The organism is uncultured Kiloniella sp., from assembly GCF_937128705.1.
Taxonomy (GTDB): domain Bacteria; phylum Pseudomonadota; class Alphaproteobacteria; order Kiloniellales; family Kiloniellaceae; genus Kiloniella.
On record NZ_CAKZMP010000334.1, the window covers coordinates 1 to 15,364 of the forward strand.

At 47.1% G+C, this 15,364-nt stretch carries 12 protein-coding genes; 9 read left to right on the top strand and 3 right to left on the bottom strand.

Translation table 11 applies throughout. From position 1 onward, the window contains the following. Both Q0241_RS16985 and Q0241_RS16990 read right to left on the bottom strand, forming a co-directional pair. On the bottom strand, positions 1 to 1,207 hold a 1,207-nt coding region (locus Q0241_RS16985), incomplete at its 3' end, for a hypothetical protein (RefSeq protein ID WP_299379710.1). 192 nt (positions 1,208 to 1,399) lie between these two features. Then, positions 1,400 to 3,052: an electron transfer flavoprotein-ubiquinone oxidoreductase gene (locus Q0241_RS16990; protein ID WP_299379713.1), complete on the bottom strand. Its 1,653-nt coding sequence runs from the start codon at positions 3,050 to 3,052 to the stop codon at positions 1,400 to 1,402. Positions 3,053 to 3,488: 436 nt separating this feature from the next. On the opposite strand from Q0241_RS16990, the gene Q0241_RS16995 reads away from it, so the two are divergent. The 6 genes from Q0241_RS16995 to Q0241_RS17020 all read left to right on the top strand — a co-directional run bounded on the left by Q0241_RS16995 (position 3,489) and on the right by Q0241_RS17020 (position 10,363). Then, positions 3,489 to 4,334 carry a uracil-DNA glycosylase gene (locus tag Q0241_RS16995; RefSeq protein ID WP_299379715.1) on the top strand — a complete coding sequence of 282 codons (846 nt, stop codon included), beginning with the start codon at positions 3,489 to 3,491 and terminating at the stop codon, positions 4,332 to 4,334. Between the two features lie 232 nt (positions 4,335 to 4,566). Then, positions 4,567 to 6,447: a lytic transglycosylase domain-containing protein gene (locus Q0241_RS17000; protein ID WP_299379718.1), complete on the top strand. Its 1,881-nt coding sequence runs from the start codon at positions 4,567 to 4,569 to the stop codon at positions 6,445 to 6,447. Then, entirely contained in the window at positions 6,431 to 6,976 is a 546-nt protein-coding gene (gene moaB, locus Q0241_RS17005; protein ID WP_299379720.1) for a molybdenum cofactor biosynthesis protein B, read from the top strand. The genes Q0241_RS17000 and moaB overlap by 17 nt, the downstream gene beginning before the upstream one ends. Before the next feature lie 101 nt (positions 6,977 to 7,077). Then, the gene (locus Q0241_RS17010; protein ID WP_299379723.1) at positions 7,078 to 8,538 is read left to right on the top strand and encodes a cation:proton antiporter; all 1,461 of its coding nucleotides are present in this window, start codon (positions 7,078 to 7,080) and stop codon (positions 8,536 to 8,538) included. A gap of 6 nt (positions 8,539 to 8,544) precedes the next feature. Further along, positions 8,545 to 9,192: a ribonuclease HII gene (locus tag Q0241_RS17015; RefSeq protein WP_299379726.1), complete on the top strand. Its 648-nt coding sequence runs from the start codon at positions 8,545 to 8,547 to the stop codon at positions 9,190 to 9,192. Positions 9,193 to 9,334: 142 nt separating this feature from the next. Next, on the top strand, positions 9,335 to 10,363 hold the full coding sequence (locus Q0241_RS17020; protein ID WP_299379740.1) for a site-specific DNA-methyltransferase: 1,029 nt from the start codon (positions 9,335 to 9,337) through the stop codon (positions 10,361 to 10,363). A gap of 128 nt (positions 10,364 to 10,491) precedes the next feature. On the opposite strand, the gene mutY is transcribed toward Q0241_RS17020, so the two are convergent. Next, positions 10,492 to 11,592 carry an A/G-specific adenine glycosylase gene (gene mutY, locus Q0241_RS17025; protein WP_299379728.1) on the bottom strand — a complete coding sequence of 367 codons (1,101 nt, stop codon included), beginning with the start codon at positions 11,590 to 11,592 and terminating at the stop codon, positions 10,492 to 10,494. Positions 11,593 to 11,770: 178 nt separating this feature from the next. Between mutY and Q0241_RS17030 the strand changes: the two genes are divergently transcribed. The 3 genes from Q0241_RS17030 to Q0241_RS17040 form a co-directional block, all read left to right on the top strand. Further along, the gene (locus tag Q0241_RS17030; protein ID WP_299379731.1) at positions 11,771 to 12,343 is read left to right on the top strand and encodes a DciA family protein; all 573 of its coding nucleotides are present in this window, start codon (positions 11,771 to 11,773) and stop codon (positions 12,341 to 12,343) included. Between the two features lie 109 nt (positions 12,344 to 12,452). After that, positions 12,453 to 13,070 (top strand): DsbA family protein, encoded by a 618-nt coding sequence (locus tag Q0241_RS17035; RefSeq protein WP_299379734.1) that lies wholly within the window; start codon positions 12,453 to 12,455, stop codon positions 13,068 to 13,070. 220 nt (positions 13,071 to 13,290) lie between these two features. Beyond that, positions 13,291 to 15,364 (top strand): AAA family ATPase (locus Q0241_RS17040; protein WP_299379737.1); only part of this gene is annotated, 2,074 nt, incomplete at its 3' end.

Here is a 15,364-nt window from a genome sequence, read left to right on the forward strand (position 1 = left end):
GTAACATATCGCCTTTGCGCAAATGGGTCTCAAAGCGTTCCGGCCGCAGCTTTTCTAATTGAGCCAAAGTCTCCAACATTTCGTTTTCAAGGCCCTGAGCATCAAGTTCATCCGCAATTCTGAGGCCAATCGTCCATGCATAGGGAGAATCCAGCGGTATCGTTTTATAAAGCTCAATCGCGGCACGGCTACGCCCCTGAGTTTGCATAATCTCGCCCACAAGGATTTTTGCTTCTTCATAATCAGGTCGCAACTTCAAAGCCTGATTGGCATAAACCAACCCGGTATCATAAGCTTTTTCCTGTGCATGCAAGCTGGCAAATCCAAAGAGAATTTCAGCAAACGCGTCCCCCGGCTTAGAAATAACTCTTTGCAAACCCTCGTCGGAATCCAGACGTGTTAACGCATGATTGGCAATCGCATTTTCTGGATCCTGTTCCAGATATGTTGTGATCAATCCTCGCGCCGCTTCTTTATCACCCTGGCGGCTTAAGAAATCAGCAACAATATTTACTTGCCGAAGTGTCGGACGCTCCGAAGCTTCTAGCAAAGACATATAATCTTTACGCGCATCTTCCGGACGCCCACCCAAATCTTTTAAAAGTGCGATCTGAATTCCATAAAGCGACTGAAATCCTTCTTTCTTTGAAAGAGGTTCCAGATTTTCCAACGCTTTATCCAGATCGTTCTGAGCAAGATCAGTCCAGGCAGAGAACATTGGCTCTAGAATTGTATTAACACCGACATCGGGCGTTACTTCGATTCTTTCGCGAACCTCGTCCCAATCTTCCCGTTCAACGGCATCAATGACAAGAACAAGGTGCGCAATAGCCTGTTGGGGAGAAATATCAAGCAGACGCTTTGCCAATGCCAGCGCCTCATCATCTCGCCCGGTACTCGCCGTCAGCAAAAAAGAACGCGCAAGAAGCCGAGGGTCTTCCGGCGAAGCTTCTAAAGCATGAAGCATCAGTTCGGTTGCAATCTCATAATCACGATTATGCCCGGCAACCAACCCAGCAAGATAAGACCCCGACGCAGAATTACTTGTCCGGACAAAAGGGGATTCAGTTCCGAGATCAGCTAAACTTTGCTTACCTTCAGAATCACTTTGAGCTGCTGTACACGCGCCTAGAATGAGCGCTGTTCCCGCAGAAAAAATAAAGCGTTGTAAATATTGTTTTACGAACATAGAGCCGTGGCGAGGCAAATCATCCTCCTCTTCACCAGACAAGAAATGCCAGCAGTCTAACTCTCTAAATGCTTAACGCCAAGTATCTGCTGCACAATATAAAGTGACCACATAAAAAACTGACCGCCTCCTCTATAAAAGCGGTCAGTTTTTCGTTCGTTAATTCATCATCCACCCGGAAAGAATCCGCTAGATGTTGGCATATTACCCTTACATGTTTGGATAGTTCGGGCCGCCAGCACCTTCTGGCGTTACCCAGTTAATATTCTGGGTCGGATCCTTAATGTCACAGGTTTTACAATGCACGCAGTTTTGTGCATTGATTTGCAACTGAGGATTATTGCCATCGTCATCACGAACAATTTCGTAGACCCCTGCCGGGCAAAAGCGCTGTTCCGGTGCATCATAGATCGCAAGATTGTGTGCGATCGGCACTGAAGCATCTTTTAACGTCAGGTGAACAGGCTGATCTTCTTCATGATTCGTTCCAGAAACAAAGACAGAAGAAAGCCGATCAAAGGAAAGTTTTCCATCAGGTTTCGGATAATCAATTTTAGGCATATCAGCCGCAGGCTTCAGGCATTCATGGTCATAATGTTTATGGCTGAATGTCCATGGTAACTTACCGCCAAAGACTTTGAGATCAATACCCGAATAAAGCATAGATCCCCACAACCCAAACTTAGTGAAAGCGGGTCTGAAGTTTCGGGATTGATATAACTCTTCATACACCCAAGACTTTTTGTATGCTTCGGGATAAGCGGAAAGAACAGGCGCTGTTTCTTCGCCAGCGGTTACCGCATCAAACGCAGCTTCAGCAGCAAGCATGCCTGTCTTCATCGCATTATGGCTTCCTTTAATTTTTGCAACATTCAGGAAACCAGCCGAACAACCGATCAAAGCACCGCCAGGGAAAGCAAGGTCTGGTACAGATTGCAGACCACCCTCATTCAAAGCACGAGCACCGTATGAAATTCGCTTACCACCTTCTAACATTTCTGCGATTGCCGGATGCATTTTGAAACGCTGAAACTCACCAAACGGGAACAGATGTGGATTTTCATAATCCAGCCCCACGACATACCCGACATAAGCTTGGCCATTCTCAAGATGATAAATGAAAGATCCACCCCAAGTATCGCTTTTCATCGGCCACCCGGCGGTGTGAACAACCGTTCCAGGCTTATGCTTCGCCGGGTCCAGCTCCCATAGCTCTTTCATACCAATGCCGTAAGTCTGCGGATCACAGTTTTCTCTCAGATCAAACTTTTCCATCAGACCTTTGCTGAGCGAACCACGACACCCCTCGGCAAAAAAGGTGTACTTACCGTGGAGTTCCATGCCCGGCATATAGGAATCTTTTTGTTCACCAGTCTTACTGATGCCCATATCACCTGTTGCAACGCCTTTCACACGACCATCGTCATGATAAACAACTTCTGCAGCCGCAAAACCGGGATAGATTTCCACACCAAGTTCTTCTGCACGTTCACCAAGCCAACGGCATAGATTGCCCAAGGAAATCACATAATTACCATCATTATGCATTTGGCTAGGAAGCAGAGCGACAGGAAGGTTTACAGATCCCTTTTCACTAAGAAGCATAAACTTCTCATCAGAAACAGGTGCATTAAGCGGAGCGCCTTTTTCTTTCCAGTCTGGAATAAGTTCATCCAATGCTCTGGGCTCAAACACAGCGCCAGAGAAGATATGCGCCCCAACTTCTGAGCCTTTTTCCAAAACACAGACTGAGACTTCTTTCCCTTGTTCAGCAGACAATTGACGAAGCTTAATTGCGGCGGACAACCCTGCAGGTCCTGCCCCGACAATAACAACGTCATATTCCATAAATTCGCGTTCCATAGCCCTCTCTCCAGTTCGAGCCGTGAGCTTTGCAGCTTATCTTGCCGCTTCCCCTCAAATTACAACAAGCCACATGATTCAACAAAAATCCACAAATGACCACATGTTTTTATTTATTAGCTGTGACGTTACCATTCACACATCGTTTTCAACACCAATTTATAGATATTTTCGCGCTGCAGCAATTTAACAATAACGACAAAGAACAATCAAAAACCACGAAAAGGATTTGCAAAAATCCATAGACACGCTCAACAGTCGCTTAACCGCCCCCCCCCCCTCAAACGTTACACATTGAACATGTGAACTGACTAAAAGTACTCCATTTTACAAACATCCATGGATCAATCCCGAACTTTGCTTTAAACAAAAGTCAGTTTGCAGGTGATGCCTGCTAGGCATTGAGCAAAAAACATTGGGATCTATAATAAAAACCATGACCGCCGAAGACTGGACGCGTGACGAATTGTTGGCCGCTCTGACCTGGCAGCTAGATGCCGGGGCTGATGAGGCGATTGGCGATATTGCAATTGATAGCTACCAACTCAGTCAGGAACAAATTCAGACCGCCCCAAAAACATCCACATCAAAGACCTCAGCCCAAACGGCAAAACCTGGCGCCCAGGCTGCTCCCCCACCCTCCCCCAAAGCCGCTGCAGCAAAACGTGTTCTTCAATCATTTCAAAAAACACTGAGCGAAGCACAGAATCTCGCAAGTAACGCAGAAAATATCAAAGACTTGGCAACTGCACTTGCCTCTTTTGATGGTTGTTCATTGAAAAAAACAGCTATCAATACCGTTTTTGATTCGACCCCTTCTCAAGCAGATTTAATGATCATCATGGGGGCGCCCCGGGCCGATGAAGATCGGGAAGGGAAAACTGTTGCAGGCTCAAACCGCAAACTTCTTATAAATATGCTCAAGTCCATCGACCTGAACATAGATAACGTATACCTTAGTTCCTGTGTCTTCTGGCGCCCACCAGGTGATAAAAAGCCAACTGTTAATGATCTTGCCTGTTGCAAACCCTTTATCAATCGTCAAATAGAACTCATCGCCCCAAAAGCACTCGTTCTGATGGGGGAAAGTACGCTGCGAGGCTTCATTGATCCTGACGCCAGCTTACTACGACAAAGAGGTAAATGGGTTGAATACACACCACCAAATGGTCAAGCGATCCCAACCATAGCTACTTTTGCGCCGCATATGCTTCTCAACACCCCCCGACAAAAAGCTCTTGCTTGGCAAGATTTACGTGCCATAAAAGCAAAGCTTGCCTAAACCCCGCCAACTTCTTTTATAAAACAACAAATTAAGCGATATTTCTTCATCATTTCGAAAGAAAAACTGGTGTAGATAAGATTCTAGACAAATTTTCGACGCATTTGAGAGCTATTGCCCCCACAGCCACAATTAACTAACTTGTATTATGGTTAATGGGGACATCGATTAAGTAAAGTCAGGCCTGTTTCTCGACTGAGATAAGAGGCTAGTGGGGGAAATTCACTTCGTTATGACGATATTCACGCGCGCACTACACTGGACAGTCAACACAGGGGTAAAAGCAGCGAAACTCAGCTGTCTATTATTACTCTTTTCCTATGCAGCAGCGGCATCAACGAAGGTTGATGAGCAATTTTCCAAATCCAATATCCAGGCAGACCCAAATTTCGTAACTCCCAAAATTCTTAGTGACGAAGACATCAAGCTCTACACAAGAATTTTTTCCCGGCAGGAACAGGGACGCTGGCAAGGTGCTGACAAACTAATTGCTAAACTCGACAATAAAATTCTACTCGGCCATGTTCAGGCACAGAGATTCTTGCACCCAACAGCTTACAGATCAAAATACAAAGAGCTTAAATCATGGCTTGCGACCTATGCTGATCATCCGCAAGCTGATATCATCTACAAACTGGCCCTGCAAAGACGCCCAAAAAATTACAATTACCCTCAAAAACCCGTCCGCTTTAAAAGTGCCCCCTATCGCGCTTACGGAAAAAACTTCAATTACCGCTCGAACAAAAAACTGTCTAAATCTGACAAGACCAAAGCCAATCGCTTAAAAAGGCAGCTCCGCCGGAATGTTCTGAACACACGCCTATCCATTACCGAGGACGTTCTGAAATCTGCAAAGGCGAAACGGCTTCTTGACCCTATAGAAATAAACGAAACCTACGCACAGTTAGCTGCAGCTTGGTATTACTATGGAGAAGACAAAAAAGCTTATCAGCTGGCAAAAAAGGCAACTCAATCCAGAAAATATGTCCCCTCTGCTGACTGGATTGCGGGTCTCGCCGCGTGGCGTTTGAACAAAACCAAAGAAGCCCGCGACCATTTTGCATATCTTGCCAAGGCCTCGCGTAGTAATAGCTGGATGCGTTCATCAGGCGCTTACTGGGCCGCCCGCGCTAATTTGAAACTAAAACAGCCTCAAGATGTCAGCAAATACCTTTATCAAGCCGCAGAATATCCGAGAACATTCTACGGTATTCTCGCACGCAGAGCCCTTGGTCTTGAGTTAGCCTTTGATTACCAGTCACACCAATTAAATGAGATCACGGCCAAAACACTACAGAGCCACGCCCCAAGTAAAAGGGCTCTGGCTTTATTACAACTGGGACAGACGAAAGAAGCAAAGTCAGAATTAAGCCGTTTGATCGGCAGCATCGAAGGCAATGAAATACCCGCCTTCCTCCAGCTCACCGAACATTCCGGCATGCCTGAACTCGCCTTTCGCCTTGGCGCCAGATTGGCAGCAGAAGAAAAACAGGAAAAGCAAAACCCCGCTGAAAACAGAGGCGTCATAGATGCCGCCCTTTATCCTATCCCCAAATGGGAGCCGGAAGGTGGCTTTGAAATCGATCGTGCATTGGTCTTTGCTTTTATGCGACAAGAATCCTCGTTCAACCCAAACGCAAAAAGTCCTGATGGTGCCCGCGGCCTGTTGCAATTAATGCCTCAAACTGCAAGCTATATATCCAAAGAACAAAGCTTTCGCGGCAAAACACGAAATCAATTATTCGACCCCTCTCTTAATCTGGCTTTGGGGCAGAAGTATTTGGGCTATCTACTCAACCACAACTATGTTGAGGGTGACCTGTTTAAATTAGCGACGGCCTATAACGGCGGACCAGGAAATCTGGGCAAATGGGAGAGGAAAATTACCTATAATGATGATCCTCTTCTTTTCATAGAAAGCCTTCCGTCACGGGAAACCCGGCTGTTTATAGAACGTGTCCTGACCAACCTCTGGATTTACCGCGCCAGACTTGACCAATACTCGCCATCACTGGATACCCTTGCCGCTGGTCAATGGCCCAGATATGAAGCTCTAGACCCTTACAACAAAACCTCTGAATCGGACGTAGCAGAGAATGCCAAAGTTAGATGAAACCCGCCCCTTTTTACCCGTTAATATTGCGGTCATGACCATTTCGGATTCCCGTACAAAAGAAGATGATCGTTCCGGCGACATTCTGGAAAAGATGATTAAAGAAGACGGCCACAAGGTTTCTGCACGGTCTATCATCAAAGACGATATCGACGCCATTACGACACAACTTCAACATCATATTACCAACCCAGAAATAGATGTTATCATCACGACGGGCGGAACAGGTGTAACAGGGCGTGACACGACCCCAGAAGCGTTCAAAGCCGTTATGGAAAAAGAAATCGAAGGATTTGGCGAACTGTTCCGATGGATCAGCTATAGCAAAATCGGCACATCAACAATGCAAAGTAGAGCCATTGGCGGTGTCGCAAAAGGTACGTACCTTTTTGCCCTTCCCGGATCACCTTCAGCCTGTAAAGATGGCTGGGGAGAAATCCTGCGCTCACAGTTGGATAACCGTCATCGTCCCTGTAATCTGGTTGAATTGATGCCACGGTTACAAGAGCACTTGCCCCCTAAGAATTGATTTCGTCCAACGGCAGAACATCAAATCAAGTAAAGCTGACATCCTATGTTAAGCTGTGTTTATCCCCGACACAGAAGTGTACATAAGAATAAAAGAGTATCATGGAACATCACAGCGGTAGTTTAACAGGTCTGGCGATAGTTGTTGTTGCAGCACTTGCCTGTGGCATTGCCATGCGAAAATTCAAACAGCCGCCTGTGCTCGGTTATATTCTGGCGGGTGTCTTTTTAGGCCCCTCAGGACTGGCGCTTGTAGAAGACAGAGATAATATCTCTACCCTAGCAGAGCTTGGCGTTTTAATGCTGCTTTTTGTTATCGGCATGAACCTGTCCTTACGCGGCATCAAAGAAGTATGGCAAGTCGCCGTTATAACCACCGCGGCACAGATCGGCGTCGGTGTCGGCGGGATGTGGCTGCTTGGTCAGTATATGGGATGGAGCTTCGAACTAATCCTGTTCTTCGGCTTTGTTTTTGCGCTCTCTAGCACAGCTGTTGCAGTGAAGATGCTACAGGAAATCAATGAATACGGTACCCGAATTGGTCAAGTAACCATTGGCATATTGATTGCGCAGGATCTTGCCGTCGTCCCCATGATGCTTTTTGTCAGCTCTTTTGGCTCAGAAGGTGGTATTGGCACCTCTGCCTTTATAAAAGTTGGCGTCTCCATCGGCATACTCGTCCTGCTGTTTATCTTCTTGAGTAAAAAACGAGGATTACAAATCCCCTTTGCCCGTTCAATTGGCGATAATGAAGACCTCACCCCCCTTGCGGGAATGGCCTTTTGTTTTGGTGCCTCTGCCCTTTCAGGCCTGATTGGGTTATCCGCCGCCTATGGGGCATTTTTAGCAGGGCTTATTCTTGGAAATTCGGCGAGCCAAAAAGTCATGTCCCGACAGGTCGCACCGATTCAAAGCATCCTGTTGATGGTCTTTTTCCTCTCCATCGGCATGCTTCTCGATGCCCAATACATATGGGACAATCTCGGACTTGTGTTCTTCCTCGTGCTGTTTGTTGCGCTCTTTAAAACCGCCCTCAACATTACCTTGATCAGGTTCCTTGGCGAAACCTGGCCACGTGCTTTCCTATCTGGCTCTATCCTTGCACAATTGGGTGAGTTCTCATTTATCCTCGCAGCCCTTGGGGTCGGCGCTGGTGTTCTGGATGATGAAAACTATCGACTGGTTGTCTCCGTTACCGTGATCTCTCTTTTCACCAGTCCCTTCTGGCTCTTTACAGCCCGAAGGCTACACCGAATCACCCAGCTTGGAATCACCTCTGGTGCCGAAACCATGCGCCTAACATATGGCCCAGAAGTTGGTGCCATCATTCGAACATCAAGCCTTGCAGAGAAAATACTACTGCGCACAGGGCAGAGCGTTTTGATGAAATGGTTTCCTAAGCTTCAAGAACGCTTACTCCGCCCAAAGTCCAGTGATGATGCCCCAATTTCAAGTTCCACTCCAAGTCAGGACAGCATTCCGGCACCAGAACCTGAAACCATGCCTGATTCGTCAAAAGACGAGCCCGAAACAGGCAATAACAAGCAAACCAACAAAAAGTAAGCGTTCATGCCTGACTTTTCGAGAGAACAAGAATTTGATCAAGAGTTCGGCACAAACAACGCCATAATCGTTGGTGTTGATGAAGTAGGGCGTGGCCCATGGGCCGGCCCAGTGGTTGCCGGGGCCGCATGGTTAGACCGCCAAAAAGTATCGGATGATTTAATTTCAAAGCTCGACGATTCCAAAAAGCTTTCCGTCAAAAAACGAGAAGACATAAATGACCAGCTTTACGATTTACATCAACAGGGCGTCATCAACCTCGCCCTTGGCGAAGCCAGCTGTGAAGAGATTGATGAGCTAAATATTCTTCAGGCATCCATGCTGGCGATGCAACGAGCTGTCGCAAACTTAGGGATCACACCACAGGCCATTTTGGTCGATGGCAACAAAATTCCAGAATTCCCCTGCCCTGCAAAAGCGGTGATCAAAGGCGACAGCATTAGCCTGTCCATCGCTGCCGCATCTATCATTGCAAAAGTGAATCGGGACCATCAGATGTTTGAATTATCGATTCAGTACCCAGGTTACGGGTGGGAAAAGAATCAGGGCTATGGAACGGCTCAACATAGGGCCGCACTACTAGATCTTGGGGTTACCCCTGCACACCGCCGCACATTTCGTCCAATAAGAGAGCGACTCGAGCTAAACGACTGACTCCAATGACTCTTTACTTGACTCTTCCGACAAAAAATACTTGACCGCGACTCCACAGTGACTCAAGATAGGGGACTCGAGTCAAGAGGAGTCTGCTTTAGTGAAGAAGAATGTTGTCCATCTCGGTGAGTGCGTCGAGATCATGAACAGTCTACCCGAAAAGTCTGTTGATGTGATCTTTGCGGATCCCCCGTATAACCTGCAATTGGCGGGTGAGCTAACACGTCCGGACAACTCCAAAGTTGATGCCGTCAATAATGACTGGGACAAGTTCGACAGTTTTCGTGCTTATGACGAATTCACGTGGAATTGGCTCAAAGCTGCACGTCGTGTTCTAAAGGAAAACGGAACACTTTGGGTTATTGGCAGTTACCACAACATATACCGCGTTGGTGCGCTCCTCCAAAATCTCGACTACTGGATGCTGAACGACGTGATTTGGCGCAAATCGAACCCGATGCCGAATTTCCGTGGCAGACGCTTTACCAACGCGCACGAGACAATGATCTGGGTCGCCAAGAACAAGAGTTCAAAATACACTTTCAATTATGAATCCATGAAGGCCCTGAACGACGACATTCAAATGCGCAGCGACTGGTTATTGCCAATTTGTAATGGCGGCGAACGCTTGAAAAATAGCGAAGGTGACAAAGCGCATCCTACTCAGAAGCCAGAATCTCTTCTACATCGCGTTATTCTTTCTTCGACAAAGCCCGGTGATGTTATTCTCGACCCCTTCTTTGGCACAGGTACGACAGGTGCTGTAGCAAAAAAACTCGGCAGACAATTCATTGGCATTGAGCAAGATCAGGAATACGTCAAAATTGCGAAAAAACGTATTTCTCAGGTTAAGCAGTTGGATGACATCAACCTTGTCTCCATCGAACAAAAACGCGAACAACCCCGTATTCCTTTCGGAACACTTATTGAACGCGGCCTGCTTGAGCCAGGTACAACACTTTACGGCCCGAAAAAGAAATACTCGGCAAAAGTACGCGCAGACGGCAGCCTGATATCAAATGAATTCCAAGGTTCGATCCACAAAGTAGGTGCCATGGTGCAAGGCGCATCAGCCTGTAACGGCTGGACCTATTGGCACATGGACGCCGAAGGCCGGGAAGTCTGTATCGACGTCCTCCGCCAACAAGTCCGCGCTGAAATGACTAACTAAAAAATATTTTACCTCAATAAGAAAAGCCTGCTTCTGCGGGCTTTTCTTATTTTTGAAGTGAATACTTTGCTTCAGAACAATAAAATTCCAGAGCCATCTATAATATCATTGATCAGGGCAAGATAGAGCTAGATATAATCAGCATGATGGAGGATTTTTTTCATGACCGTTGGCAGGGCCAGCGCTGCAAAATCTGATTTATGCGCCCACTTTCCCTGCACCGCTTTTGCCACCTCATCATGATCCCGAGATACCTTTGCGGTCAAAACCGTGATCTCGAAATGAAAATGTGTGAAGGTATGCTTCACTATGCCATCTAACTCGGTCCATTGTGACAACTGGTCAAGCCCGGGTTCTCGCTCTGCGTTTCCCTGCACGATCCAATTCCCTGTTGGTACTTCTGTCATCCCCCCCAGCAACCCCTTTTCCGGTCGTCGTCTTAATAAGGCGCCTCTTTCCTCTGACAAGAAAAGATAAGCATAGGCACGGCGAGTAGGCTTTTCTTTTTTTGGTGCTTTCTTGGGTAAATCTTCAGCAATACCGGACTTTCGGCCCAAACAATCAGTTTGAATTGGGCAGATTACGCACCCCGGTGATCGTGGTGTACATATGGTTGCCCCCAGATCCATCATCGCTTGCGCATAATCGCCGGCTCGTTCATTCGGCGTTTGTTTTTGGGCGCACTCTTTCATTTGAGGTTTTACGCCCGGCAATGGATCTTCGAGTGCATAGTACCGAGCAATCACACGCTCAACATTACCATCGACAACGGTCGTCGGACGATCAAAGGAAATAGCCGCAATCGCAGCGGCAGTATACGGGCCAACACCAGGGAGCTTGAGCAAGCCTTCTTCTGTATCTGGAAAAATTCCGCCCAGCTCTTCGGCAACAACCTTGGCACATTTGTGTAGATTTCGTGCTCGAGCGTAATACCCCAACCCCGCCCACGCACTCAGAATATTGTCCAGCTCTTCTGAGGCCAGATCATGTATTGATGGCCAGGCCATCAAAAACTTTTCGTAATAACCTTTAACCGTCGCCACTGTCGTCTGCTGGAGCATGATTTCACTCAACCATACACGGTAAGGGTCAGCGAAAAGTAAATCAGGATTACTACGTTTTTGCCGAGGAGATAGGCGCCATGGCAACTCACGAGCATGCCTATCATACCACGGTAATAATTCTTCTGCGATCATTTGAACCAAAACAGCAACCTGTATTCTATTCATTTACCGCTCGGCCAACGATGTCCCGAGCACAGATTTTAAACTTAAATTTTACGAATCGGTTCTGTTTTCACCGACCGCCCCGCTATACTCCTTCCCATATACAGTCAGATCAACTAAAGAAGAACGCACCCTCGCAAGAAAGCCAAACAACCCCGAGAGCAAAGCACCCTGATGAGCCATGGCAAAAACCACCAAGTCTCGAAAAACAAAAGGCGCCCAGAACAAAAAATCAACGCCTAAAGACACTAAAATTCCTGAGATCCCAAGCCGTCGGCGCAAATCTATGCAACCGATAGCAGCCACCTTGCCCATGCTGACAAAACGCATTACTGGGAAACGAGGTTTTGCCGAAGCTGGGCTTATTGAAGACTGGGGTATAATTGTGGGCAAAGAACTGGCCAACCAGTGCTTGCCAGTAAAACTACGCTATCCAAGCCAAGGTATCAGGAATGACGGCACCCTGCTCATTAAAGCGGACCCGGCTTTTGCGCTGGCAATTCAACAACAAACGCCACAGATAATCGAACGCGTGAACAGCCACTTTGGCTATCGCGCGATTTCCCGTATATCCCTTCAGCAAGGCCCCTTATACAAACCAGATAAAAAACAGGCGCCAGAAATTCCCAAACTATCCCTCCAAGAACAACAGGACATAAAGAAAGAGTTCTCCAATGTTGGAAATGAAGCGCTAAGAACATCTCTTGAAAGGTTGGCCGCAACAACACGGGCTAAAGGCAAGATCAACAAATAGTGAACAGGACACATTGCCCTATTGCCGCCATAGTTATCTCTAGACTAGGGTAGGGACAAATTTATATCGATTTCGACACAGACTTCGCAGTTCAGGAATATTACAGACTATGAACAGACGGCTTTTTATCCGCAACGCAGCGGCTTTTGCGTTCAGCTTTCCGCTTGCCGCTTCTCTTACCAACATTTCTTCAGCCCAAGCCGCTGGCGAAGTAACAGAAAATGACCGCATTCTCGGTGATACAAATGCACCTATTACCATAATAGAATACGCATCCCTCACCTGTCCGCATTGCGCAGATTTCCACACCGGTACCTTGCCAGAGGTAAAGAAAAACTGGATTGATACCGGCAAAGCCCGCTTGGTCTATCGTCATATGCCGCTGGATGGTGTTGCTCTGCGCGGCGCAGCCGTTGCTGAATGCCTGGAAGGCGATCGATACTTCTCTTTCCTTGGTTTACTTTTTCAGCAACAACAAACATGGGCCTTTGGCGGTGCTGCGAAAGAAGGCCTTCAGAAAATGGCTCTTCTTGCTGGCATGAATAATGAGCGTTTTGAAGAATGCTTTAATGATGAAGCAACTCTGCGTCGTATTGTGACCCAGGCTCAAGAAGGCAAAACCTCTTTTGGTATCAGTTCAACACCAAGCTTTGTCATTAATGGCGAGGTATTTGCTGGTGGCCGCGACTATGATGCGATGAACGATATTCTGGAAGACGCTCTATAAATCGGAAATAAGCTTCCTTAAGAACAAAGGCCTCATGATCTTCATGAGGCCTTTTGTTTTAGCACTGCCCCGATACTGTTGCAGAAGATCATTCATAGAGTTACAGTTTTCCCTATGACATCCGAAAAAACGGTGCTTACTCAAAGATTCAGGGCATTTATTTCCACGACAAACCTGATCTTGCAGGGGGACTACAAACAAAATCAGGGATTCGTGGGCATTGGTTCAGTTTAATAAGCTACGCCTCAGCGGATTTAAATCTTTTGTTGATCAGACCGAACTCCTGATCTCTTCAGGCATGACCGGAATTGTCGGCCCAAACGGGTGTGGAAAATCCAATCTGGTCGAAGCCCTGCGCTGGGTTATGGGTGAAACATCGGCCAAACGGATGCGTGGCAGTGAGATGGATGATGTCATCTTCGCCGGATCAGCCACTCGTCCGGCCAGAAATATCGCCGAAGTCTCTTTATTGCTCGATAATCGCGACAGAACGGCCCCTGCCGCTTTTAATGAATACGATGATATCGAAGTTGTTCGCCGAATATCCCGTGGAAGCGGCTCAAACTACAAAGTGAATGGCAAGGATGTACGCGCACGTGACGTTCAGCTTTTATTTGCCGATGCTGCAAGCGGATCACAATCCACCGCACTGGTCAGTCAAGGGCGGATTGGCGAGATTATCAATGCAAAACCCACGAGTAGACGTGGTCTACTGGAAGAAGCCGCGGGAATAACCGGCTTACATTCACGCCGACACGAAGCAGAGTTACGACTAAGGGCCGCCGAAACAAACCTTGAACGTCTTGAAGATGTCATCACAACGCTCGACACACAGCTTCAGGGTTTAAAAAAACAGGCAAGGCAGGCGAATCGTTACCGAAGTCTTGCCCAACTTATTCGACAACACGAAGCAATCCTGCTGCATTATGAATCAGTGGATGCAAAAAAAGCCCAAAGCGATGCACTTGATGTTTTAAAAGCCTCACAGAAAGACGTTTCTCAAAAAACAGCTATCACGGCACAAAAATCCCGTACCCAGGTCGAGGTTGCGGCCAGTTTACCCACTCTTCGAGAAGCGGAAACATCACAGTCATCAAAACATCAAAGATTATTGATCAACCAAGAAACACTGCAAAGAGAAGAAGAACAGGCGATTGAAGCGCTCAACAAATCAACAGATCTATTATCCCAACTCAAAAAAGATAGAGAACGCGCAACAAACATTAATGCTGATGCTCTAGAGGCTGAGGAACGGCTCAAGCAAGAACGCGAGTTCATTAAAGAGAAAAACAAGACTGTTCACACCGATCAACAAGATCTGGAGAACGTCTGTAAAAAGCACGCACAAACGATATCTGAAATTGATCACGCCATCTCAAACATCAACAGCCAAATCGCAGCAAACGAAGCGCAATCAACTGCCCTGAGAAGGCGTCAAAACGAGCTAAAAGACCTGATCACCCGACAATCATCACAACTGCGCCAACAAGAGGCCCAGCACAAACATCTTGTTTCTCAGCAAGAAAGCCGCGCAAGCCTTATCGAAGCAGAACGAGAATTGGAAACCGCAGAGAAGAAACTTCTTATCGCAAAAGAAACCTCGGATACCATAGAAAAGGAAGTTCAAGACAAGCGTCATGCAGAAGAACAAGCGCGTGACGCTAATCAAGATGCACAAAGTGAGCTCAACCAAATCAACGCAGAAATCCGCGCCCTGAATGAACTTTTAAAAGGAGCGTCATCCTCTGTTTCTGACCCGATCCTTGATGAACTCTCTGTTAAAGCAGGTTACGAAAAAGCATTGGGTGCTGCCTTGGGTGAAGACCTAAACGCGGGATCCCAAGAAGAAGCGGTTGCTCACTGGCACGATATTCCCATGCGCACAGACCTCCCCACACTTCCCGAGGGAATAGTCCCCCTTCTCAATTTTGTGCAATCACCCGACCGTCTTCATGCCAGACTGTCACAGATCGGCCTTGTAGAGACCCGCACCATTAATGAAGAACTGTATGCCCAATTGGCCCCAGGTCAAAGACTGGTATCAAAAGAAGGTACCTTGTGGCGGTGGGATGGCCTGACCGTCAGAGACGATGCACCCTCAACAGCAGCCGTGAAGCTGGAATATAAAAACCGTCTGAAAGGGCTTGAGAAAGAAAAAGCAAAAATTGAATCACATAGTATAAAAGCAAAAGAGTATTTCATCGCAACAAAGCAAGCTCTGGATAAAAGCCTCGAAGACGAAAAACTTGCCCGGCAAACCCTGAACAATGCCCACAACGACGTTTCCGCAGCCA